Origin of the sequence: Tardiphaga sp. 20_F10_N6_6, assembly GCF_052076045.1 — a bacterium.
Taxonomy (GTDB): domain Bacteria; phylum Pseudomonadota; class Alphaproteobacteria; order Rhizobiales; family Xanthobacteraceae; genus Tardiphaga; species Tardiphaga robiniae.
Genome location: NZ_CP197239.1, coordinates 102395 through 126116 on the forward strand (window position 1 = coordinate 102395; position 23722 = coordinate 126116).

General features: G+C 61.1%; 17 protein-coding genes. 9 read left to right on the forward strand and 8 right to left on the reverse strand.

All coding sequences use genetic code 11. The annotated features are described in order from the left end of the window. The first annotated feature begins 2 nt into the window (after positions 1-2). A complete protein-coding gene (locus AB7813_RS00350) occupies positions 3-3125 on the forward strand; it encodes an efflux RND transporter permease subunit (protein WP_439063488.1) in 3123 nt (1040 codons plus the stop codon). Positions 3126-3374: 249 nt separating this feature from the next. Next, complete coding sequence (locus AB7813_RS00355) at positions 3375-5939, forward strand: HWE histidine kinase domain-containing protein (protein ID WP_439063489.1); 2565 nt, start codon at positions 3375-3377, stop codon at positions 5937-5939. Position 5940: 1 nt separating this feature from the next. Here AB7813_RS00355 and AB7813_RS00360 read toward each other — a convergent pair whose 3' ends face one another. Further along, entirely contained in the window at positions 5941-7356 is a 1416-nt protein-coding gene (locus AB7813_RS00360; RefSeq protein ID WP_089266977.1) for a TolC family outer membrane protein, read from the reverse strand. Positions 7357-7686: 330 nt separating this feature from the next. Here AB7813_RS00360 and AB7813_RS00365 point away from each other — a divergent pair, with 330 nt between their 5' ends. After that, entirely contained in the window at positions 7687-9537 is a 1851-nt protein-coding gene (locus AB7813_RS00365) for an acetyl-CoA hydrolase/transferase C-terminal domain-containing protein (RefSeq protein WP_439063490.1), read from the forward strand. On the opposite strand, the gene AB7813_RS00370 is transcribed toward AB7813_RS00365, so the two are convergent. Next, complete coding sequence (locus tag AB7813_RS00370; RefSeq protein ID WP_439063491.1) at positions 9534-10313, reverse strand: enoyl-CoA hydratase; 780 nt, start codon at positions 10311-10313, stop codon at positions 9534-9536. The genes AB7813_RS00365 and AB7813_RS00370 overlap by 4 nt on opposite strands. Positions 10314-10389: 76 nt before the next feature. After that, a complete protein-coding gene (locus AB7813_RS00375; RefSeq protein ID WP_439063492.1) occupies positions 10390-11073 on the reverse strand; it encodes a hypothetical protein in 684 nt (227 codons plus the stop codon). Positions 11074-11405: 332 nt separating this feature from the next. Here AB7813_RS00375 and AB7813_RS00380 point away from each other — a divergent pair, with 332 nt between their 5' ends. Then, positions 11406-11951, forward strand: a complete 546-nt coding sequence (locus AB7813_RS00380; RefSeq protein ID WP_093761877.1) for a sigma-70 family RNA polymerase sigma factor — start codon at positions 11406-11408, stop codon at positions 11949-11951. Between the two features lie 2 nt (positions 11952-11953). Then, positions 11954-12592 carry an NrsF family protein gene (locus AB7813_RS00385; protein WP_439063493.1) on the forward strand — a complete coding sequence of 213 codons (639 nt, stop codon included), beginning with the start codon at positions 11954-11956 and terminating at the stop codon, positions 12590-12592. Positions 12593-12631: 39 nt separating this feature from the next. Here the strand turns inward: AB7813_RS00385 and AB7813_RS00390 are convergent, their stop codons facing one another. The 4 genes from AB7813_RS00390 to AB7813_RS00405 form a co-directional block, all read right to left on the reverse strand. Further along, positions 12632-13960 (reverse strand): flavin-containing monooxygenase, encoded by a 1329-nt coding sequence (locus tag AB7813_RS00390; RefSeq protein ID WP_439063494.1) that lies wholly within the window; start codon positions 13958-13960, stop codon positions 12632-12634. Beyond that, the gene (locus AB7813_RS00395) at positions 13957-14931 is read right to left on the reverse strand and encodes an NAD-dependent epimerase/dehydratase family protein (RefSeq protein ID WP_439063495.1); all 975 of its coding nucleotides are present in this window, start codon (positions 14929-14931) and stop codon (positions 13957-13959) included. The genes AB7813_RS00390 and AB7813_RS00395 overlap by 4 nt, the downstream gene beginning before the upstream one ends. Positions 14932-15121: 190 nt before the next feature. After that, the gene (locus tag AB7813_RS00400) at positions 15122-16234 is read right to left on the reverse strand and encodes a DUF2336 domain-containing protein (RefSeq protein WP_120290751.1); all 1113 of its coding nucleotides are present in this window, start codon (positions 16232-16234) and stop codon (positions 15122-15124) included. 69 nt (positions 16235-16303) lie between these two features. After that, positions 16304-17452 carry a GGDEF domain-containing protein gene (locus AB7813_RS00405; protein WP_441227865.1) on the reverse strand — a complete coding sequence of 383 codons (1149 nt, stop codon included), beginning with the start codon at positions 17450-17452 and terminating at the stop codon, positions 16304-16306. A gap of 551 nt (positions 17453-18003) precedes the next feature. On the opposite strand from AB7813_RS00405, the gene AB7813_RS00410 reads away from it, so the two are divergent. From AB7813_RS00410 to AB7813_RS00425, 4 genes are all read left to right on the forward strand, one after another. Next, positions 18004-18573 (forward strand): sigma-70 family RNA polymerase sigma factor, encoded by a 570-nt coding sequence (locus tag AB7813_RS00410; RefSeq protein ID WP_089266985.1) that lies wholly within the window; start codon positions 18004-18006, stop codon positions 18571-18573. Next, positions 18570-19304: a hypothetical protein gene (locus AB7813_RS00415; protein WP_115033649.1), complete on the forward strand. Its 735-nt coding sequence runs from the start codon at positions 18570-18572 to the stop codon at positions 19302-19304. Before AB7813_RS00410 ends, AB7813_RS00415 begins: the two co-directional genes overlap by 4 nt. Before the next feature lie 80 nt (positions 19305-19384). Further along, positions 19385-21136 (forward strand): S8 family serine peptidase, encoded by a 1752-nt coding sequence (locus AB7813_RS00420; protein WP_439083671.1) that lies wholly within the window; start codon positions 19385-19387, stop codon positions 21134-21136. Positions 21137-21542: 406 nt separating this feature from the next. Then, the gene (locus AB7813_RS00425; RefSeq protein WP_441227866.1) at positions 21543-22064 is read left to right on the forward strand and encodes a TIGR03809 family protein; all 522 of its coding nucleotides are present in this window, start codon (positions 21543-21545) and stop codon (positions 22062-22064) included. On the opposite strand, the gene AB7813_RS00430 is transcribed toward AB7813_RS00425, so the two are convergent. Next, the gene (locus tag AB7813_RS00430) at positions 22061-23431 is read right to left on the reverse strand and encodes a TIGR03808 family TAT-translocated repetitive protein (protein WP_439083669.1); all 1371 of its coding nucleotides are present in this window, start codon (positions 23429-23431) and stop codon (positions 22061-22063) included. The two genes, AB7813_RS00425 and AB7813_RS00430, sit on opposite strands and share 4 nt — an antisense overlap. Positions 23432-23722: the final 291 nt, after the last annotated feature.

Below are 23722 nucleotides of genomic sequence, written 5' to 3' on the forward strand. Positions count from 1 at the left end.
GGATGGATCGTCTTGTTGCCCTGGCCGTCGACCGTCGCTTCCTGATGGTGGCGATGTTCGTCGCCGTATTCGTCGGCGGTTTGTTTGCGTTCAATCAGCTGAACATCGAAGCCTATCCCGATCCGACCCCGCCGATGGTCGATATCGTGACCCAGAGCAACGGTCTCTCTGCCGAGGAAATCGAACGCTACATCACGATTCCGATCGAAGCGCAGGTCGCGGGCATCAAGAACCTCAAAACGATCCGCACCATCTCGCTCTACGGCCTCTCGGACGTCAAACTGCAGTTCTCGTTCGACTACACCTATGACGAAGCGTTGCAGCAGGTCCTGAACCGGTTGTCGCAGCTCGGGACCTTGCCGGGCAATGCGCAGCCGACGATATCGCCGATCTCTGCGGTGGGTGAAATCTTCCGTTATCGTCTGGTGGGGCCGCCGAACTACAGCGTACTCGATCTCAAGACCCTTCAGGACTGGGTGATGCAGCGCCGCTTTCGTGCGGTGCCAGGCGTCATCGACGTCATTGGTTGGGGTGGCAAGACCAAAACCTATGAAATCCAGGTCGACTTCAGCAAGCTCGTTGCCTATGGCTTGACGCTGCCACAACTGCTGACCGCCGTCGGCAATGCCAATATCAATGTCGGCGGCAACACCGTGAATATCGGCGCGCAATCGGCCGTGGTGCGCGGCGTCGGCCTCATTCGCTCGATCGACGACCTTTCCAGTACGATGATCTCCCAGACCAACGGCAATCCGGTTCTGGTCAAGGACGTCGCCACGGTGTCGGTCGGCGAGAAGCCGCGCCTCGGCATTGCCGGTCTCAATCAGGAGGACGATATCGTCCAGGGCATCGTGCTGATGCGCCGCGGCGAGAAGAGTTCGCCGACCATCGCGCGTGTCGAACAGCTGGTGCAGCAGATCAATCGCGGAGGCATCTTGCCGCCCGGCGTGCGGATCGAGCGCATCTATGACCGCAAGGACCTGATCGATACCACCACGCATACGGTGCTGCACAACATGGTCGTCGGCATCCTGCTGATCGTGCTGCTGCAATGGATGTTCCTCGGCAACCTGCGCAGCGCGCTGATTGTTGGCGCCACTATTCCGTTCGCGTTGTTTTTCGCTGTCATCATTCTGGTGCTGCGTGGTGAATCCGCCAACCTGCTATCGGTGGGCGCCATCGATTTCGGCCTGATCGTCGATGGTACGGTCATCATGGTAGAGGCTATCTTCAGACGGCTGACCCAGACCACAGAGCTTTCCGAAGCGGAGCGCAGCCACATCTCGCCCGAGACCATCATGGGCATGAAGAAGCATGGTATCCTCAGCGCATCCGCTGACGTGTCGCGCTCGATCTTCTTTGCCGCCGCTATCATCATCGCCGCGTTCCTGCCGCTGTTCACGCTGTCTGGCGTCGAGGGCAATATCTTTGGGCCGATGGCGCGGACCTATGCTTATGCGCTGGCCGGTGGCCTGATCGCGACATTCACCGTCACGCCTGCGCTGAGCGCGATCATTCTGCCGGCGCATGTCCAGGAGACCGAAACCTGGATCATGCGCCAGCTGCATCGCCTCTATATGCCGGTTCTGCACTGGGCGGTCGCCAGCCGAAAGATCGTACTGGGCATTGCGATTGGTCTCGTCGTGGTGACTTTCTTCATGGCGCGTTTCCTCGGCCTGGAATTTCTGCCGAAGCTGGAAGAGGGCAATCTCTGGATCCGCGCCACGCTGCCGCCGACGATCTCGCTGCAGGAAGGCAACACTTACGTCAACGAGATGCGCAGGCTGATCCGCCAGCAGCCCGAAGTGGAATCCGTCGTCTCGCAGCATGGCCGTCCCGATGACGGCACCGACGCGGCTGGCTTGTTTAACGCGGAATTCTTCGCCCCGCTGAAGCCTGCCTCCGAATGGCCGGCGCCGCAGGACAAGGATGCGCTGACGGCGCGCCTGCTCAAGGAACTGCAGACGAAATTTCCCGGCGTCGAGTTCAATTTCTCGCAATATCTGCAGGACAACGTCTCTGAAGCCGTCTCCGGCGTGAAAGGCGAGAACTCGATCAAGCTCTACGGCAACGATCTGGATGCACTCACCAAGACCGCTAACGAGATCAAGGCCGTACTGTCGACGGTGCAGGGCGTGACGGATCTCGCCGTGTTCACATCGCTGGGGCAGCCAACCATCCAGATCGACGTCGACCGTGCCAAGGCTGCGCGCTACGGATTGTCGCCCGGCGATATCAACGCCACCATCAAGGTGGCCATCGGCGGCGACTCCGCTGGCGATCTCTATGAGCCCGGCAGCGATCGGCATTTCCCGATCATGGTGCGGTTAGCGCCGGAATATCGCCGTAGCGCTGAGGCGATTCAGAATTTGCGCATCGGCGCGCCCGGTCCGAACGGCACGATCGCGCAGATCCCGCTAAGTGAAGTGGCGTCGATCAATCTCGTCTCCGGTGCGGCCTATATCTATCGCGAGAACCAGGAGCGTTATCTGCCGATCAAGTTCTCGGTACGCGAACGCGATCTCGGCAGCGCCATTCAGGAAGCGCAGGACAAGGTCGCCGCGCTCGTTCAGCTGCCGCCGGGCTCGCGGACCGAATGGGTCGGCGAGTTCGGCAATCTTCAGGACGCTATCGCACGGCTTTCCATCGTGGTGCCGATCAGCCTCGCTCTGATCGGCGTGCTGCTCTGGTTCAACTTTGGCTCGATGGCCGACACACTGCTGGCCATGAGTGTGATCCCGATGGCGATCTTTGGCGGCGTGCTCGGTCTACTGATCACGGGCATTCCGTTCAGCGTATCGGCGGCGATCGGCTTCATCGCGCTGTTCGGCATTGCTGTCATGGACGGCATCCTGATCTTGTCACAATACAATCAGCTGATCGACGAGGGCTATGAACGCATCAAGGCTGTGATCCGGACCGGCGAGTTGCAACTGCGGCCGGTGCTCATGACCTGCATCGTTGCGGGCGTCGGCCTGCTGCCGGCGGCGCTGTCGGAGGGAATCGGGTCTCAGGTCCAGAAGCCGCTCGCGGTTGTCGTCGTCACTGGCATGATGCTGGCGCCGCTGGTGATCCTGATCACCCTGCCGGTGCTGATCTCGTTCTTCTCAAGCCGGGCGCGTTAAACCAGCTTGCGACGGGAGCGGCTCGGGCTGTCCCTGAGGCAGCCCAATCGCGCATACCTAAAAAACCGGCCTCGAAATGGATCGAAACCGGCGCTTGCCCGTTGACCGGTTCCCCACCGGGCTATTCCGCCCGTGCGCGTTGCGGTTGGTGCTCTTGAACGCTGTATTTGCTGATCTTTTTCAAAACATGCAGTCGTGCCATGCTGGTGGCCGTCGTTTCGAGCGCCGTATCTTTTCAGAGACCCTTTGATGCTCATCAAGACCGACCCTGTCAACCTGACCAATTGCGATCGCGAGCCGATCCACATTCCCGGCAGCATCCAGCCCTATGGCTGTCTGCTCGCCTGCGACGGATCCGTCGGGATGGTCCGGCGCCATTCGGTCAATGCGGGTGCGATGCTGGGCGTGGGATCAAGCGACATAAATGGCCGCAGGCTGGACGATCTGATCGGCGAGGGGCCGGCGCACGACATTCGCAATGCCATCGCCAAATGGGGCAACCAGCAGCGCCCGGGACTGCTGATTGATTTCAAGGTCGCGCATTCGCAGACCGCGTTCAACGTCGCTGTGCATCGGCACAAGGGCGTCAACATCATCGAATTCGAGCCTGTGGACGCCAGCGAGGCGACACCGCCTCTGGAGTTGTCGCGCTTGCTGATCGGCCGCATCGGTCAATGCAACGATCTCGACGTGCTGTTTGACAATGCGGCGCGGCTGCTGCGTGGCGGACTCGGCTACGACCGGGTGATGGTCTATCAATTCGCTCATGATGGTTCCGGCCGGGTGATCAGCGAGGCGCGCCGCGGCGATCTCGAGAGCTTTCTGGGGCAGCACTTCCCGGCCGGCGACATCCCGCAGCAGGCGAGGGTGCTTTACGTCCAGAACACGGTGCGTATCGTCTCGGATGCAAGCGGTGAGCGCGTGGCCATCGAGCCAGAGTTCGACACATCCGGTGAACCGCTCGACCTGTCCTTTGCACATCTGCGCAGCGTTTCGCCTATCCACTGCGAGTATCTGCGCAATATGGGCGTCGGTGCGTCGATGTCGATTTCCATTATCCACGACGGCGTGCTGTGGGGGTTGATCGCCTGCCATCATTATGCACCGCGCGCGCTTTCCATGGAGAAACGCGTTGCTGCAGAGATGTTTGGCGAGTTCTTTTCCATGCAACTGGCCGGGCTTCTTCAAAAGCGCAAACTGGCTGCTAGCGAAAGCGCGCGGCGCTATCTCGACCAGCTGTTGCACAATGTTTCGCATCACAGCGATATCGAAGACCTGCTCAAGGAAAGCATTCGCGATTTTAGCGTGCTGATGCCGTGTGACGGTATTGGCCTATACCTCAACAAGACCTGGACGTCTTATGGCAGCGCGCCGCCGGCTGCGGCAGTGCCGGCGCTGATGGGCTTCATCAATTCGGTCGCCGAGGGCAGGGTGTGGGCGACGAGCGCATTGTCAGATCGATTGCCGGCGGCTGAAGACTATGCCCTTGCTGTTTCCGGCGTGCTGGCCGTGCCCTTGTCGCAACTGCCGCGCGACTATCTTCTGTTCTTTCGCAGCGAAGTGACGCAAACCCTGAATTGGGCAGGCGATCCCAACAAGACATACGAAATTGGCCCGTTGGGCGATCGGCTGACGCCACGCAAGAGCTTCGCGATCTGGAAGGAGATCGTGCAACGCCAGTCGCAGCCATGGCTGCAAAACGAGCGCGACACCGCCGAGGCCGTGCGCTCGGCTTTGGTGGAAGTGGTGCTTCGCCACAACGAATTACTGGCGGATGAGCGGCACAAGGCCGACCTGCGCCAGAAAATGCTGAATGAAGAGCTCAATCATCGCGTCAAGAATATCCTGGCACTGATCAAATCGCTGGTCTCGCACCCGGTCGAGGATGGGCGCAGCATTGAGGATTATGTCGCCTCCCTGAAGGGACGTATTCAGGCCTTGTCGCTTGCGCATGATCAGGTCATCCGCGGCGCCGGTGGCGGCGCGCTAAAAGGATTGCTCGATGCGGAATTTTCGCCGTATCGCGAGTCGGTGAAAGCGATCGAGGTGACCGGGCCCGATGTTTCGCTCGACGCTCGGGCCTATTCGGTACTCGCATTGGTGCTGCACGAACTGGCCACCAATGCCGCCAAATATGGTGCGCTTTCCGTAAGCACGGGGCGCTTGTCGCTCGAGTGGAAACGCACCGATATCGGCGATTGCGAAATCTACTGGCTTGAGCGCGACGGCCCCCTTGTCATACCGCCATTGCGGCCGGGCTTTGGATCGATGCTGATCAGTCGCAGCATTCCCTATGATCTCGGGGGTGAAAGTGATGTCGATTATGAGCCGGCCGGCGCGCGCGTGCGGTTGCTCGTCCCGGCGCGCTTCGTTGTCTGGCCCGCACCGGTGGCGGCGCGCAACGTGCGCGTCCGACGCGAGGACGACAAGCCGATGGCGTCGATGCGCGGCTTGAAGGTGTTGATGGTCGAGGACCAGCTTCTGATTGCCATGGACGTCGAGACCATGCTGACCCACGAGGGCGCGGCATCGGTCGAGACGGCATCTTCGGTCAAGGAAGCATTGATCGCGCTGACGATCATGAGGCCTGATGTGGCCATCCTCGACGTCAATCTCGGCAATGGCAGTTCGGTGCCGGTGGCCCAAGCATTGCGCGAGCGGGGCATCCCCTTCGTCTTTGCCACAGGTTATGGCGAAACCAGCCTGATCCCGGCGTCGATGGATGACGTGCCGATCGTACGCAAGCCCTACGACCTCGCATCGCTGGTCGCCGCGATGACCACGGCGATGGCAAAGAAGAGTTCAGCCGGATAATTTATTGCCCGGAAGGCGTGCGCAGCCCGTGCCAGGCATCGCGTACCTGATGGTAATGAACTTCTGGTAGATAGTCTGGCGTGTTCAGCCCAAGCGTCTTCACATCCAGCCTGCCAATTGCGCTGAGCAGCGAATAGGATGCGATGACCCGGTCACGTTGCGCGCCAATCAGGCGTGCCTTTGCCTGTACGAGATCTTGCTGTGAGTTCAGGACGTCGACAGTGGTGCGCTGACCGCCCTGGGCCTCGCGCTGTACGCCCTGTAGTGCAACGCCAGCAGCGCGTACTTCGGCTTCCGCGGCACTCACCGCCGTCTTCGCGCCTTCATTTGACACCCATGCACCGACGACTGCGGTGCGGGCCTGATTACGGACCTGCTCGAGCACCAAGCGGCTGACCGACGACAGTTCCTTGGCCTGGCGTGTCTGCGCAGCACCGAGGCCGCCGTCGTAGATCGGCGCCGTCAATTGGCCGACAATCGAAGCCTGGTCGGTGCCAAAAGTGCCAAGCGTCGGATCCGATTGGCTGGATTTGCTGGCGCTGCCCTGCAGCGTCAGAGTAGGCAACAGGCTGCTCTCCGCCACCTTGATCGTCGTGGTCGCCACATCGACATCGTAGCCGGCTGCCAGCACGGCGGGGTGCGCCTTGAAGGCCTGATTGACGGCATCGTCGCGGTTGCGCGGCAGCAGCCGATCCATCGGTTCCGCCGGACTGAGCCGCGAGGGTGCAGCACCAATCACCTGCGTATAAGTTGCCTGGCTGATGGCGAGATTGACCTCAGCGGCATTGAGATCGGCCTGGCCACGCGCCAGTCGCGCTTCGGCCTGTGACGTGTCGGTGGGGGTGACGTCGCCGGCGTTGAGCCGCTTTTGGGCGATGCCGAGGGTTTCGCGCAGGGAGGTGACGTTGGTGCGCTGGGCTTCGACCAGCGATTGGTTGGCGAGAACATTGGTATAGGCAACGACAGCATCGAGCAGCACACCTTGGCCGACATTGCGCAGCGCTTCCCGGCCGGACTGGACCTGCAATTCCGCGACGCGGACACTGTTGGCTGTCTTGTTTCCGTTATAAAGCGTCTGGGTGACCGTGACGCCGATGGTCCATGGCTTCAGCGTTGCGCCCTGGATGGTGTTGTCTACGAGCAGGTTGCGCACGGCCTGAAGGCCATAGCTCAGTGTGGCTGCCACCTGGGGCCGGTAGCCGGCCATCGCCTGCGGAACGTTCTCATCGGTGGCACGCTGGCGGGCCCGTTCGCCGTTCAGCTGCGGATTGGACTGATAGGCTTTGGCAAGGGCTTCCGACACCGTTTCGGCTCGGGCATCGACCGCAGCAAAAATGCCATAGCCAATCAGGCTCAGGGCCATGCCTGTCCGAAGCGCGCGCCTTGCGGCGAGGCCAAATATGCCGTGACGAACCATATTATCCCAAAGCAATCTTCGGACGTCCGCCCCCGCTGACGTCTAGGTATGTTTAGAGGGCGTTGCCTTTGCAGGCAAACCATCCGGCGAAGAACCTCCGGGCTTTTGCGCTTTCCCCACAGGGCATTTGGCTGCCCCGATTTGCTTGATTGATCAGGACTCTAGGGAGGATGGGGCGCTCCGTGAATGCGACGAATAAACCCGCTTCACATGGCCGCGTGTGTTGCATGTCGGGCACATTTCTGAATAACCGCACGCAGTGGTAACTCTGTCCGGCTTTGCTGCGCGATTGCGCTGAGGAGCTGCCGATCCTGCCCATCCGGAATGCTTATGCCCAAGATCTTCACTGATCCCGACGCCATCGCCGAAGACATCATTCGCGACGTTGGGACGACGCTCGTGGTCGGGCTGCCGCTCGGGCTTGGCAAGGCCAACCATATCATCAATGCGCTCTATCAGCGCGCGCTGGCCGATCGCAATGTCAGACTGACGTTCTTCTCTGCCCTGACACTGGAGAAGCCGAGACCATCCAGCGAGCTGGAGAAGCGCTTCATCAATCCGGTGATCGAACGGCTGTTCGGGGGCTATCCCGATCTCGCTTATGCAAACGCGCTGCATAAAGGTGAGCTGCCGCCAAACATTCAGGTCAACGAATTCTTCTTCCTTGCGGGAAAATGGCTGCGGGTTGCCGACGCGCAGCAGCACTATATTTCGGCAAACTACACCCATGCGTCGTCCTATCTTCTGACGCGCGGGCTTAACGTGATCACGCAATTGGTGTCGAAGCGTGTGGTCGATGGCGCCGCGCGCTATAGTCTGAGCTGCAATACCGACACCACGGTTGATCTGATGCGGGCGCGCAATGAAGGTCGCGTCTCGTTCAGGCTAATCGGTCAGGTCAATTCGGAATTGCCCTTCATGCCGGGGCAGGGTGATCTTACCAGCGATGAGTTTCACGCGGTGCTCGAGAGCCCGGAGACTGAATTTCCGCTGTTTGCGCCCCCGTCCGAACCGGTCAACGACACCAAATACGCAATTGGATTGCACGCTGCCGGCCTGGTGCGCGACGGCGGCACGCTGCAGATCGGCATTGGGCAAGTGGGCGATGCGCTGGCGCAGGGCCTGATCGTTCGCCACCGCGACAATGCAGCGTTCCGCGATCTGATGCAGCGTCTTGCCCCCGCCGCGCCTCCGAAGGAAGTCGCGACGTTCGAACGTGGTCTCTATGGCGTGAGCGAAATGCTGTTCGAAGCATTTCTCGGTTTGATCGACGCGGGCATTCTCAAGCGCGAGGTGGATGGCACCATCGTGCATGGCGCGTTCTTTCTTGGGCCGAAGGCATTCTATCAGGCGCTGCGCGACATGACGCCGGAGCGTCTGGCGAAAATCCAGATGATGCCGGTATCGTTCACCAATGAGCTCTATGGCAACGAAGAGGCGAAACGGCAGGCGCGTGTCGATGCGCGCTTCGTCAACAATACGATGATGGCGACGCTGATGGGCACCGCGATCTCCGACGGTCTCGAGAACGGCCAGGTCGTGAGCGGCGTCGGCGGACAGTACAATTTCGTCTCACAGGCTTTTGCTCTGGAGGGTGCACGCTCGATCCTGACTCTCGAAGCGACGCGCGCCGGCAAGAAGCCAGCCTCCAATATTCGCTGGAGCTACGGTCACACCACGATCCCGCGACACCTGCGCGATATCATCGTGACGGAGTATGGTGTCGCCGATCTGCGCGGGAAATCGGACGCCGACGTGATCGCGGCCATGCTTCAGGTGTCCGACTCGCGCTTTCAGTCGGAGCTGATGAAGCAGGCCAAGGATGCTGGAAAGCTTCCCAGGAGCTATGACATTCCCGCTGCGTATCGCGACAACGTGCCCCAGCGGATCTCCGCTGCCCTCAAGCCGGCGCGGGACGCTGGTCTGCTGCCCATGTTCCCGTTTGGTAGCGACTTCACCGAAGTAGAACAGCGCCTGATCCCTGCGCTGCAGGTCCTGAGCGCCGCATCGGTGTCGCCACAACAACTCGCAGGCCTGTTCTGGCAGGGCATGACACACGCACCGAGTGCGTCAGATGAAGCGGCGCTTGCGCGGCTTGGGCTCGATCGTCCGGCCACATGGGCCGAACGCGCCTATCGTGTGCTGGTGTCCGCGGCGCTCGCGCGTAGTGCGTCCGTCTAGCGGTTCTTGTTGACCGGCTTCCGCTTCTCGATGAAGGCGGCCATGCCTTCGGAGCGATCCTCTAGCGCAAAGGTCGCATGAAACAGATCGCGTTCGACCTTGAGGCCTTCGGTGAGCGGTGTCTCGAAAGCGCGGTTGACGGCGTTCTTCGCCATCGTCGCCACGGGCCGCGACATGGCCGCAATCTTTTCCGCCATGGAGATGGCTTCTTCCATCAGCTTGTCGGCCGGGACAACGCGGCTGACGAGACCGGAGCGCTCGGCTTCCGCCGCATCCATCATGCGGCCCGTCAGGCAGAGGTCCATCGCCTTTGATTTGCCGATGGCGCGGGTGAGGCGTTGGGTGCCGCCGATGCCGGGAATGGTGCCAAGCGTGATTTCCGGCTGGCCGAATTTGGCTGTGTCGGCTGCGATCATGATGTCGCACATCATGGCGAGCTCGCAGCCACCACCGAGCGCATAGCCTGAGACGGCAGCAATGGTCGGTTTGGTACAGGTGGCGACACGGTCGCCGCCGATCGCGGTGAAGTCGCTGGAGAACATGTCGATGAAGCTCTTTGGCTGCATCTCTTTGATATCCGCGCCGGCGGCAAATGCCTTCTCGCTGCCGGTCACGATGATGCAGCCCACGGCAGTGTCCGCTTCCAGCTCGTCGACGGCGATCTTGATTTCGCCGAACACACCGAAAGAAAGGGCATTGAGCATCTTCGGGCGATTCAGCGTGATGATGCCGACCGCGCCTTTGCGCTCAACGATGAGGTGTTCGTAGCTGCTCATGTTCCATCCCGCGGATTTTTGCCGAAGCCGCCAGGATCGGCGGCCCCGCGCAATTTGCCCGCTCGGGGGATGGGGTTCAAGCCATAAACATGCGGGCCGCAGAGGCCACGGTAAGCAAACCGCCAAATGCGATGAAGATCTTACCAACAAGGGAGGTCTTGTCCCAGGTCGTGCTGTTCTCGCTGGCGACTTCCAGCGCCGGCGTATCGATGGTGGCCTTTGCGAGCGTCAGCGGCGGTTTGTCGTTGCTGATGGCACGATCGAGGTCGTTGAGCTGGTCAGCGGCAACGAGCTGCGCATTGCTGGCGCCGGAATCCGGCGTGGTCGTTGCGGGTTGTTCCTGCTGGCCGCCGATTTGGCCAAGCGCGCTGCCGGCTTGCGATGATATGTTGTAGGTGTTGGTCGCTGCGGTCTCAGAGGGCCATTGCGCATTGGCATTGGCGACCAATGACGGGATGGCAGTATCGCTGCTTCCCGGCTTCGCGTCTTCCGTCTTGGCGGCGTCCTCCTCAGCGGGCTTTTTCGACGCCTTGGTGGCCTGCCGGTCGGACTTGCGCGATTTCGTTTCGCTCTTCCTGGCACTGCGGTGCTTGGTGGCCTTCGCTGCTGGTTCGGCGGATGTGTCTGCGGCGCTGCCGACCGCTGCGGCCGGCTCGGACGCCGGGGCATCGTTTTCGGTCGCGTGAAGCGGTGCCGATGTGCAGATCCACAATCCGGCTGCGATGACCAATGCCGCACGCCCGCTGGCTCTGATGTTCATGGAAATCTCCCCAACAATACCGGCCCCCAATGGCCGCAAGGGAAACTGCGCAGGTGTTCACACCGGGGCAAAAAAAGGGAATCTTCGGACGAGTCCGGCAAAAACGGGGCATGAACACCGCCGCAGCCATCGTCTCCACAGACGTCGGCAAAAATCTGCCTTTGAAATCAAGGCGACGGATGCCACTCTGACGGTTCGATGTTATGAGCCGGATGTCTTTGAAATCTTCGGTTCGGGGTTGGGGCGCAGGTGAGGGCTTCACGGTTCCGTGATTTTTCTCTCGGCTGACGTAACAAATTGAACTATCCGCCGAATTGGCTTTAGGAGCGCGCGTGCGCGGACGTGACGACGAATGGACCGATCTGATGCGGTCGGCCAATGCAGGGGATAGCGTTGCTTATCATCGCCTGCTGAAGTCGGTTACGCCCGTGCTGCGTGCCGGAGCGCGGCAGGGCCTGTCACGGGCTGGCCAGCCGCCCGATCAGGCCGAGGATATTGTGCAGGACATTTTGCTGGCGGTGCATTTGAAGCGGCAGACCTGGGACGCGAACGCGCCATTCGCGCCGTGGCTGTTTGCGATCGCTCGCAACAAATTGATCGATGCGCTGCGCCGGCGCGGGCGTCGGACCTTCGTCAACATCGACGATTTTGCCGAGACGATTCCGAGCGAACCGCCCGCCGAAACATTACCCACCGTCGAGATATCCAATCATCTCGCCGATCTTCCGCCGCGGCAGCGCGACGTGTTGCGATCGATCGCGGTGGAAAGCGCATCCATCAAGACCACGGCGTCGAAATTGTCGATGACCGAAGGCGCCGTGCGCGTGGCGTTGCATCGTGGGCTCGCGAGCCTCGCAGCTAAGCTGCGAAAGGATTGACCATGGATACCGATCGCCTGATTCAAACGCTCGCCGCCGACAATGATCAGAGGCCGCGTCCCGTGAGCACGCAGCTCGCGATGGCCCTGTTGGTCACGCTGCCGGTCGTTGCAGCGATGTTGCTGGTGACGCTTGGCATTCGCCCGGACTTCATGTCGGCGATGCGGAATCCGTTCTTCGATACGAAGTTTCTGGTGACCTTGGCGCTCGCCATTCCAGCCATTGTCATCAGTGTCCATCTGTCCCGGCCCGAGGCGTCGTTGGGGCGCTGGATCTGGCTGTTGCTGCTGTCGCCGTTCATACTCATCGTGGCGTTGATCGTCGAAATGACGATGCCGCAGCGCGCGCCGATGATGGTGCGCATTATCGGCAGAAACTCATCGCTGTGTTCGGCGGCGATCACGTTGCTGTCGCTGCCGATCCTCGGCGGCGCGATGATCGCGCTGCGCGACGGCGCGCCGTCACGCCCCGCCGTTGCCGGTGCACTCGCGGGATTGATGTCAGCCGGCCTAGGGGCGACGTTTTACGCCGCGCATTGCGCAGACGACTCGCCGCTGTTTGTGGCGACCTGGTACACGCTCGCAGCTCTCGTCGTGGCGGCGCTGGGTGCAGCTATCGGTTCGAAAGTGCTGCGCTATTGAGCGGCGCGTGAGCCACGCGCTCCGCGAAAATGAATCCGGTCAGGCCGATGCCATGGCCGCTGGACGCCCACTTGCTGCCTTTGCAATGTCGCCGTTGAGCTCGCCGGCATAATCCTTGAAATCGACTTCCAGCGTGTAGCGCGCTGAATTGAGCCAGGTGCTGATCTTCCTCTGGTGAAAGTCGCGGACCTCCAGCGCCATATCGCCAGGGCTGGGCAGGGCGACCTTTCCGGTCAGCACAGATGCGATCCATCGGGCCTGGATTTCGACCAGCGGTATGGTCGGCCCGATGGGCTGCACCAATCCGGCAAAGAACAGGCCGGGTCGGTTCGGCGGCGTGATGCGCCGATAGAGATCGACCATGCCGCGATCTTCCGGCACCGAGAAGATCTCGTGCGCGAGGAACGGGAAGCTGGTCTTGTAACCGGTTGCGTAGATCACCGCGTCGAAGCTCTCCTGCGTACCATCGGCGAAGGCGATGGCGTCCCCCTCCAGCGCGGTGACGTTTGGCTTGATGCTGATCCAGCCATGGCCGATATAAGGCAGCAGCTCCTGGCTCAATGTCGCATGTTCGCGCCACATGGGATGTTTCGGCTTCGGCACGCCGAAGCGGGTCTGGTCGCCGACAGCGAGATAGATCAGCCGTGCCATGATCATGCGTGTCAGCAGTGTCGGGAATTTCAGCTTGCGCGCGAAGAAGGCTGACCAGCGATCGATCGGGATGCCCATCATGTATTTCGGCATGATATGGGCACCGGTTCGCGTGGACAGCACGACGCTGCTGGCGCGCTTGCAGAGATCGATGGCGATATCGACGGCCGAATTTCCGATGCCGACGACCAGCACCTTCTTATCCTCGAAAGGCTGCGCGGTGCGATACTGGCTGGAATGAATCGCCGTGCCGTTGAATGTGCCAGAGAACGTCGGCCAACGCGGATCCCAGAGATGGCCGTTGGCGACAATCACCGTCTTGTATTCGCGGGTGCCTTCCTTCGTCGTGACGCGCCAGCCGTCATCGGTCTTTTCGACCGAGGTCACTTCGCAGTTGAAGCGGGTGCGAGATCGTGCGCCAAACCGATCCGCATAGGCTTCCAGATATTCCAGCAACTGCTGGTGCGACAGGAAGTCGGGCTTGTCGGCTGGAATCGGAAAATCGGAGTAGCCGAGATTGTTGCGGCTGGTGTCGATATGCAGACTGCGATAGGCGCAGGACAGGCCATTGTCATTGCCGTAGCGCCACATCCCGCCGATATTTGAGCCCTTCTCGTAGATGTCGAAACTGAGCCCCTTGTCGTGCAGGGCCTTGGCAACGGCAATACCGGATGAGCCGGCGCCAATGATGCAGATGTCGACTGCAGGCTCGGTCATGCAGCAGATTTTTCGGCAAGACGCTGGCGATACTGGCTCACGATGTCCTCGAAACTCTTGTCGGCGACGACGCCGAGGGATGGCGCACGGGTGGAAATGAAACCTTTCGGCCAGCTATCGACGATCTTCTTGAGATCGGGATCGAGGGTATATGTCACGTTCGGCGTGGTGTTGGTGACACGTGCAATCGATTCAATGATGTCGTCCATGCTGATCGTCAAAGCAGGCTGATTGAGCGCGCGTTTGCCGCGCATCTTGGCTGGATCGGCATTGTGAAGCGTGATCAAATTCTGCGCAACGGTCTCCACCGAAACGATCGGCACTTTCGTGTCCGCGCGCAATGGGCAAATCGACGGCTTTCCGGCGACGCCATCACGAACGATGCCCGCGATCCGGTCGGATACCGACTGTGTTGGCGGGCCGGGGTGCACCAGCACGATCGGCAGGCGCAGGGCACGTGCATCGACCATTCCGTGACGCGTGGCGTCCGCCAGCATCAATTCGGCGATGGCCTTGTGCGTGCCATAGGAGGTTTGTGGACGCTGCAAATGATCGTCATCGACGTGATCAGGCAATAACCCGCCGAAGACCGCGATCGAACTTGGAAAGATCAGGCGGGGCGGAGCATCCTTCGTGCCAATGGCGTCGATCAATTCCGCCAGCGCCGAAACATTCACCGCCAGCGCGCGCGCCGGGTCCTGTTCTGCGGCGCTGGTCAGCACAGCGGCGAGATGAAACACGCTATGGGGTTTCCATGCAGCGATTTTCTTCAGCGTATCGGGTGCGTCGATGTCGGCTTGCAAGTGCCTCACATGTGGGTCGGATGCAGGCGGCAAATGCATGTCGAGAAGGAGGAACTCCTCGATTGTTTCGCTTGTGCCTGTAGCATTGGTGAGCGCGCCTGCTTGAAGCAGCGCAGAAGTGAGCGTTCTGCCGATGAAGCCACCGGCGCCTGTAATCAAGACGCGCATGAATCCCGCCCTGCTTGATGCCAACCCGTTCCGGCGTTATTCGCCGTGATCGAGGCATCACTATCAGCGCCTTCACCGGCAAGTCGATGCCTGCTGACGGAATGGCTGCTCAGCGCAATTGGCGTTGCGGCGCTCGGTCTCAATGGCCAGACTGCGGCCATTCGCGTGGAAACATGTCGATTGACAAACGTCAGGCGGCAGGTAGGTCGGACGTCGCCTGCTGCATACGGTGGAAGCGCAGGACCTGTTGTGCCGCGGAGATGCGCAGACGTTCATAGGTCTCGCGGTCGGTCGCGCTGTCAGACAGCTGTGTTCCAGCGAGTTGCTCGCGCATGTTGATGATGGTCTTGACGGTCTTCCACGAAAAATTCGCGACCTTGCACAGAATGAAAATGCCCTCGCTGCGGGATTCGACCATCATGGTTTCCGCGACGGAGATTGGCACGTTGGCCAGGCACGCGAGCGCGGCGTTAGCCTCGTCGAACTTGCCGGCTTCGGCGAATTTCGCCACTTCGTTTTCATCCAGCCGACCGTCTTCAAACAGGGAGCGTACGAGACCATGGGCGATGACGGTCTGCTGACTGATGCTGCCTGGTGCGGAACGAGCCCGCCGGGCAACCTGCTGAACCACCAGAGATATGTCGGCGGTGTGGTGGACGTGGGCGGCTTCCAGCTTCGCCCGGACCGAGGCCGATGCCTTGGCGACGAGCTTCAGATAATGGTGGCGCGGAATGGAGGGACGCAGGCCAACACACGTCGCAATCGTATCGTTGCCGTCAGCGCGGGAGAGCAGGGTATTGTAACCGCGCTCTGAAATGTCGGCGCCGCGGTTGTTGACGGTGCTGGTGACGACGGCGTCGTTGCCGCGTTCGACGAGAATATCCGTCAGGGCGCCGCTCAGGACCTTGCGCGTCGAAATCGCGAGCAGATGGTCCTGGCTTTTGGTGCGTGCATTCTCGATCAGGGCATGGTCGTCGAGCTGCTCCGATTGAGAGAGCACGGGTGCGGCGACCTCGATCAAATCGTCGAATGCGAGGGTCCGGATGACCCGGGGCGGTGCAATAGAGACGGGTGCCAGTCGCTCGGCCAGAAGGGCCCTTGCAGACGCTTCCATATGCGTCAGCAGGCAATCGAAGATGTCGTCGAACACTGCGATCTGCGCGTCGGAGTAATCCACGGCATTGTTGACGAACAGATCCGTGACGCGGCGCAGCGTTTCCACGCGCCGTGCGACCGTTCCGTGGGCCAGTGCGGCGTCAAGTTCGTCGAGTAAATTTGCCGATAACGGTGACTTCGAAGACATAAATCAAATCCCGTAATTCTAATCGTGTCCTGCCGCTAATATGTTGCGGCCAGGGGTCGTAAAATTCGTTCAGGCGCTTGCAATTCGATTTCGTCCGCGCTCCTTGGCGGCATAGAGTGCGCTGTCGGCGCGTGCGAGTAAGGTGTCTGGCGTGTCGTTCGGACCCAATGTGGCAACGCCGCCCGAAATCGTCACGGTCAAGCCGTCGGAAAATGCGCTCCAATCCAGGGCTTCGACAATCCCCCGCAAACGGTCGAGCATTTGCACGGCCTTGTCATGCGGCGTGTCCGGCAGCACCAAAAGGAATTCCTCGCCGCCATAGCGGCCGAATTTGTCGATGCTGCGGATATTGGCGAAAATGGTGATGGCGAAGGTCCGCAGTACTTCGTCGCCGGTTGGGTGTCCGAAATTGTCGTTAATCCGCTTGAACCAGTCGAGGTCGATCAGCGCGGCGGTGCAGGGTGTGTTGCTGCGCTGTGCGCGGATGATTTCATCGTCAAGCAGCCGCATGATGCAGCGGCGATTGAACGCCCCCGTCAGTTCATCAAGTTCTGCGAGCTCTTCGATGCGCTTGTAGGCGGCCTCGAGTTCAACGCGGCGCCGAAACAGCGCGTCGCGTAGTGAGCTGGAGAAAATGCCAATGAACATACTGCGGGCGATGGTCATCGAGAATGTCAGCAAGGTGCCGAAGCGTTCGATCGAGTTGCTGGAGGGGAGCGTCAAGGGCAGATCGATGAAGAAATACAGCAATGCGAGGCCGCCGGTCATGACGGTCCAGGCGCCGACACCTTCACGGGGCGAGGTACGCAAGGCGATGACATTGGCCACAAGAAACAATGCGCAGAGAAACACGACGGCGACATTGGGCGCGGTGTAAACGAAGGCGAGCAGAAGTGCGTAAGTGACAGCCGTGTAGGGCGCCGCGAAGAAATGATCGCGCCAGTCATCCGTCAGGCCGCTCTCGGAGATCGCGAGGAAGATCAGGACAGAGGCAAAAGCGCAGCCGGCATAGGCCGCGACGATGGTGCCATCGATAGTGCCTGCTGCAAGGAAGACGAAAAGCAGCACGACATTGACGGCATGACTGGCAGCCGCGAGTGCGAGCATCTGCCGTCGCCGCTTCAGGCGACGTGCCAGCATATCAGACCGCAACTCTCCATCGACGGCTTCGAAGTCGCCGTTGACTGGATTCAAGACTGATGAAGCGGCTGCGGTCATTGAGCCCATCGATGGGTTTTGCTGATGGAACTCTAGTGCTCAAAGCCTTTAGGTTTGGTATCTATTGCCGTGAGTCAAATCTGGTAACCGGCTACTCATTAGCTGCTCCCGGCGACAAATGTTGACAGATCGCGTACTGCGGGACTGCCAGAAGGTTTCAAGAATAGCTTTGTTATTTAAGTAAAAATGCCCGGGCCGATGACGGGCCCGGGCGAGTTCACTTGATGTGGCGGACAAGCCGCCAGGGCAAGTTACGGTATTCATTGATGAGGGTTTCGGGATATGGCTGCAAAATGCAGGTTCCTCCGTCTCAAGGCTGTTCCGGAAGCCACGACTTGGTAAGGTTGCCGTGTGAATCGCTGGCGTTCGGGTCGGAAATGCCCCAGCATTATGCTACCTGTTACCCGTTCCGCCCAAGAAAAGGGCGGTAAAAGCCCGTTCGGCGCGGCTAAAGCAGCCGCGACCGGTATATTCCTGCCCATTCGAGAAGATTTTATCTTGTCAATCGAACCTCTTACATCCTCATTCAGACCAACCTTGCGAGACGGGCAGTGAGTGCAACACAGGCGGCATCGGATGAGATTCTGATCGCCCGGATTGCGCAAGGCGACCGTCTTGCCATGCAGGTGCTTTATGGCAGGCACCATGTCCGGGTGTTTCGCTTCGGCCTTCGGCTGGTGCGGAACGAACAGATTGCTGAGGATCTTATCAGCGAGGTGTTCCTGGATGTGTGGCGGCAGGCAGGCAAATTCGAAGGCCGTTCCGCGGTCTCGACCTGGCTCCTGGCGATTACGAGGTTCAAGGCGCTGTCCGCGCTGCGCAAGCGCAAGGACGCCGAACTGGACGACGAGACGGCCAACGCGATCGAGGATACGTCCGATAATCCCGAAGTGTCGGTTCAGAAAAAGGATACCAGTGACGCGTTGCGGAAGTGCCTGACATCCCTTTCGCCCGAGCATCGGGAAATCGTCGATCTCGTCTACTACCACGAGAAGTCCGTGGAAGAGGTGGCCGAGATCGTCGGAATTCCCGAGAACACCGTCAAGACGCGCCTGTTTTATGCGCGCAAGAAATTAGCCGATCTGCTCAAGGCAGCCGGCATTGAACGAGGCTGGCCATGATGGCGATGAGCAACAAAGTGCCGACCCAGGAGCCAGGCGAGATCGAGGCATTGCTGCCTTGGCACGCCGCGGGCACGCTCAACGCGCGTGATGCGCGCCGCGTCGATGATGCACTGGCCAAGGATCCGGAACTGGCGAAGCAATATGCCGTGATCCAGGAAGAATACGCGGAGACCATTGGCCTCAATGAGAGCCTCGGTGCGCCGTCCTCACGGGCGATGCAGAAGCTGTTTGCTGCAATTGACGCCGAGCCGGTGCGCAGCGGATCGACGTCGGTCGGTCTGTCGGCGCGGATTTCCGGATTTTTCGCATCGCTTTCGCCGCGGACGCTGGCGGCTTCGGCCGCTGTTGGCGCGCTTGCGATCATGCTGCAGGCAGGTGTCATCGGCACTGTGCTGATGCAGCGCGATACACACTCATTCCAAACCGCGTCCTATGAAGCCGCGCCGTCGCCAGCGAGTGCACCGACCACTGTCACCCGGTCGCTCGCGCCGGCACCGGTCTCGGTAGAAGCCCCGACGCGCCTGTTCGTCCGTTTTGCGCCGACTGCGCGGGTGTCTGACATCACAGCGCTGCTCGACGGCTATCAGGGCACGATTGTCGATAGCGGCAAGGACGGGCTGTTCCGGCTGCAGTTCGGCAATCGGGTGATGACCAAGGACCAGATCGCCGGGCTGATCCGCCGGCTGGAGAACGAGAAGATCGTCAGCATGGCGGTTCAGGCGCAATAGGCGCCGTCGGTTGATCCGATCCGCATTATGCGTGCGAGGCCTGTTCCATGAGACATGATCGTGGTGCCTCCAGACCAATGATGAAATGCACGGCCGCTGTGCTTTCGCTCGCCGTCGCGTGGCCGTTCAGCCTTTCGGTCGCTGGCGCGCAGAGCATGATGCGCTCGCCGAGCCTCAATATCGGTTCGCGCATTCCCACGATCGCTCCCAGCACAACGCCGCGCATCAATCCGAACATCGCTGCCGGCGCGGGTCGCATCGCCGGCCGTGGCCCGAATATCGCGAGCCGTGGACCCATTGTTGGTCGCGTCGGTATCACCGGCGTCGGCCCGCGCGGGGCGGCGATCGGGACGACAGCCAGCCGGACACCGCCCATATCCACGCGGCCAGGGCGCACACCGCCGCCGAAGATCGTGGGCGTACTGCCAACCATTCCTTATGTACGCTATTCCCCCAACACCTATCCGAGCTGTGCCTATGCCAATCGCGCGGCATCCGGCGAGTGCAACGAGAAGCCATTCGTTGCTGATCTGGGCGGCGGTGGCCCGACGCCGCGCAGTCAGAATGCCGGTGGTGGACCGCGCAGCAATGGCCCGCAGGCGGCCCTCAATACGCGCTATGTCCCCCGGCAGATTGTCGCCGAACTCGACAGCGCGCTCACGCCCGACCAGACGGATGCGCTGGCGCGCCGTCTGCGCCTGGAGCGTCTGTCGTCGCAGGACTTTCCGCTGATCGGCGCCAATATCAGCCTGTTCGGCATCACCGACAACCGTTCGGTCGAGACTGTCGAGTCCCAGATGCGCGCCGAGGCTGACGTGCGCGCTGTGCAACCCAATTTCCGCTATGTGCTGCAGGACCAGGTGACAGTGCCGACGATGGGCGAGGGCGATCCTGCGCAATATGCGCTGGCGAAGTTGCGTCTGCCCGAGGCGCACAAGCTGTCCGCCGGTGCCAATGTCACAGTCGCTGTGATCGACTCCGGCATCGACGTCGCGCATCCCGAACTTGCTGATGCCATCGTGGGTTCGTTCGATGCGCTTGGCAGCAAGGAAGGTGCGCATGTGCACGGCACCGGCATTGCGGGGGCGATCGTATCGCATGCGCGGCTGATGGGCAGCGCGCCGCGCGCGCGCATCTTGGCCATTCGCGCTTTTGGTGTGTCGCAGGGCGGTGCCGAGAGTTCGTCTTTCGTGATCCTCAAGGGTATCAACCACGCGGCCATGAATGGCGCCCAGGTCATCAATATGAGCTTTGCCGGTCCGCAGGATCCGCTGATCGAGCGCGGTATTGCGGCCTCAGCCAGCAAGGGCATCGTGATGGTCGCAGCATCAGGCAATGCCGGACCGAAATCGCCGCCGCTTTATCCTGCTGCAAGCCCCAGCGTGATCGCAGTCAGCGCCACCGATGCGTATGACAGGCTGTTCTCCGCGTCGAACCGTGGCAGCCACATCGCGGTGGCTGCGCCGGGCGTCGATATCTTCCTGCCCGCGCCGGACAACAAGTACCAGATGACGTCGGGCACCTCGTTCTCGGCGGCTTACATCAGCGGGCTCGCCGCATTGATGATCGAGCGCAATCCGCAACTACGGCCGAACGAGATCCGCAGCATCCTGATGACAACCGCGCGTGATCTTGGTGCGCCCGGCCGTGACGACCTGTTCGGTGCCGGCGCGGCGGATGCCTATAGTGCGGTATCGGCAGTGCAGGGCGCTCAGCAACCCGTGACGACAGCGCCTGTGCCTGTCACGCCTGTTGTCGTCACCGCGCCGGCGCCGACGACGCGTGCGGTCGAGGCATCGTCGCCGTCGATGGCGTCAGACGTCCAAAAATAATCTCCTGATCGTTGAACGTTTGGCCGGGTGGACCGGACATATGGATGTGGGAGCGGCATTCCCTCCCCAACGAGGCCATATCCGGCGTATGCGCCCAAACATTCGCGCCGGTATAGCTTGACCCGTCCGGTTGTCCCCCCGGACGGGTCTTTCGTTTTTGTTAACCAAAAATTTTAACCTTCAGGTCATAGATTGCCGTGCATGGCCCGGCATCGAGCAAGGCTCAAGCAAGGCTTGACTGCAATACCTCAGGTTTGACGGGGCTTTCTCACGTGTTTCCAACGCAATTGTCCAAGTTTGACCACATTGCGCTGGACCCCGAAAACTTTTCCACAGAAACTCTCCAAGTATTGGTGAGTGATTCGTTTGTTGCTTTGCGTCCGTTTTTTCTCTTGCGGACATTTCCATGTCATCTCACCTGAATTTTCCTTACCCGCATGCCGGCATCGGTCGGCCACTGGCCCAGCGCTGGTGCGCTCTTGCCGAGAGCCGGCTGGATTACCTGACAGAACTGTTCGAGAGCGGGCGCTGGCGCCGTTTTCACAGCGAGGCTGAGTTCCTCGACAACATTCAGGAAGCCAAGGACGCGGTTGAACGCTGGCGGCTGATGGTCGAGGGCGAGACCGCCGCCGTGAGGCGCGTGCTGTCTTCGGAAGGTGTGATCTACCGGGCGCCGCGCGCCTCTGAACCACCACGGCCGGCTGCCGTCGCGGCTCCTGCCATCGCAGCGCCTGCGGTTGCGCCCTTGCAGCCCGACATCGAGCCGGTGGCTGAAGCGGCTTCGCCCGTCCTGATCCCGATCGAAACCCTGTTGCGGCAAGCTCCGCCTCGGCAGGCGGCGGTGACGCCGGCAGATCTTGATTGGCAGAAAGCGCTTGATCCTCTGGTGATGAGCGCGCGCTATCCGATGCTGCGGACAGCGCTTTAGCGCACCGTGTTCCCGGAGAGGGCAATCTGCTGATAGCGCTGTGCGCCATCGGCCGTGAGGTCAGGGGTCACCGGCTTTGCATGATCGAGGCCGACCACAGCGCCGCGCGGCGCGCCTGAAATCATGTTGTTGCTCACCAGCGCGGTGCCGGCGCCCGGTGCGATCGATACACCGATGCCGATAAAGCTGTTGCGCACGACGTTGCCGGTGATGGCGACATCGCGCAGATACTTGCCCCAGCCCGCGATCATGCCAAAGGACGGCGCGTTCTCGACGACATTGCCGCTGACGCTGGCGTCCGCCTCGATATAGATGCCGATGCCGGCATCGTCGTCGGGCGCCGTACCGATCGGCCGCTTCGGGAGCAGGTTGCGGATGATGTTGCCTTGTACCACTGCGATGCGGCCGCCCTCGTTGAAGTTGCAGACGGAGACACCGAGCGCCGCACCATCGACGGTATTGTTGGCGATCACCGCAGCCTCGAAGGCAAATTCCGAATAGAGCGCGACTTCGCGCACGCTCGACACGCTGTTGCCCGTGATGTGGATGTTCGATGCTGAGTTGCCGCGCACCGCGGAGTAATCGCAGTTGCGGATGCGATTGCCGGAGACGATGACATTGCCCGCACGATAGGCGTTGATGGCGTTGCCATATTGACCGGAGCCGCCAGGGCCGGCCTTGATATCCTCGATACGATTGTCGATCACTTGCGTGCCGTCATCGCCGATGGCGGTGCGCAGGATCTCGATGCCGTTGCTGCTGGTGCCGGAAATGGTGTTTTGCGCGACGATCAATCCCTGCGCATCGAACGAGACGATGGCCGTGGTGGCGATGTTGGTGAGTGTATTGCCGGTGATCGCGCCCGCCGTGTTGTCCAGCCAGATGCCCGCGCCGCCGCTATTGGTCACGGTGCAATCGCTGATGCGGAGTTCGCGCGCCTGCACCAAGTGCAGCAGCCCGCGCCGCGGCGGCAGTTTGGCGAAGTTGCCGTCCAGCGTGAGGCCGCTGAGGCTGACATAGTCCGCGCCTTCGCCTGACAGCAGCGACGCGCCGCCGCTGAAGGTGAGGGTCGTTGCGCCGCGCACACCGATGATGTGCGAGCCGCGCGCGAGCCTGAGCATACCGGTGCGATAGGTGCCGGGCGGCAATGCGAGCGGTGCCTGCGCGCGCGCTGCCTCGTCGATGGCGCGTTGCAATGCGCGGGTCTGATCGTCCTGGCTATTGGCACGCACGCCATATTGCGTGGCGTCGCGTCCGAGCGTCGAGGTGAGCGTGGCGGCGCGTGCCGCATCGCCCGATGCGGCGAATGCGCCGGCGGCGAGACCCGCGCCGGACGCAGTCAGCAGATGGCGGCGATGCAGGTCCATGGTTCAAGGTCCCGGTGGATGTCCGCTGATGACGTAACGCAAGATGATGCGTGTGACGTTGCCAGGCGAGAGCGGCCGCGATGAATGTGCAGGGTAGGGTTAATGATGCTCTGACATATGGAACGGTAAGAGCGGGTGCGTCACTCCCGGTCGTCATGGCCGGATGGCGCGAAGCGAGCTTCGCAATAATCCCAGACTTCTCCTCACGTCATGGCCGGGCTTGACCCGGCCATCCACCTTGTCTTGTGCGACGGTGTGCGGGCCAAGCTGGATCCCCGGGTCAAGCCCGGG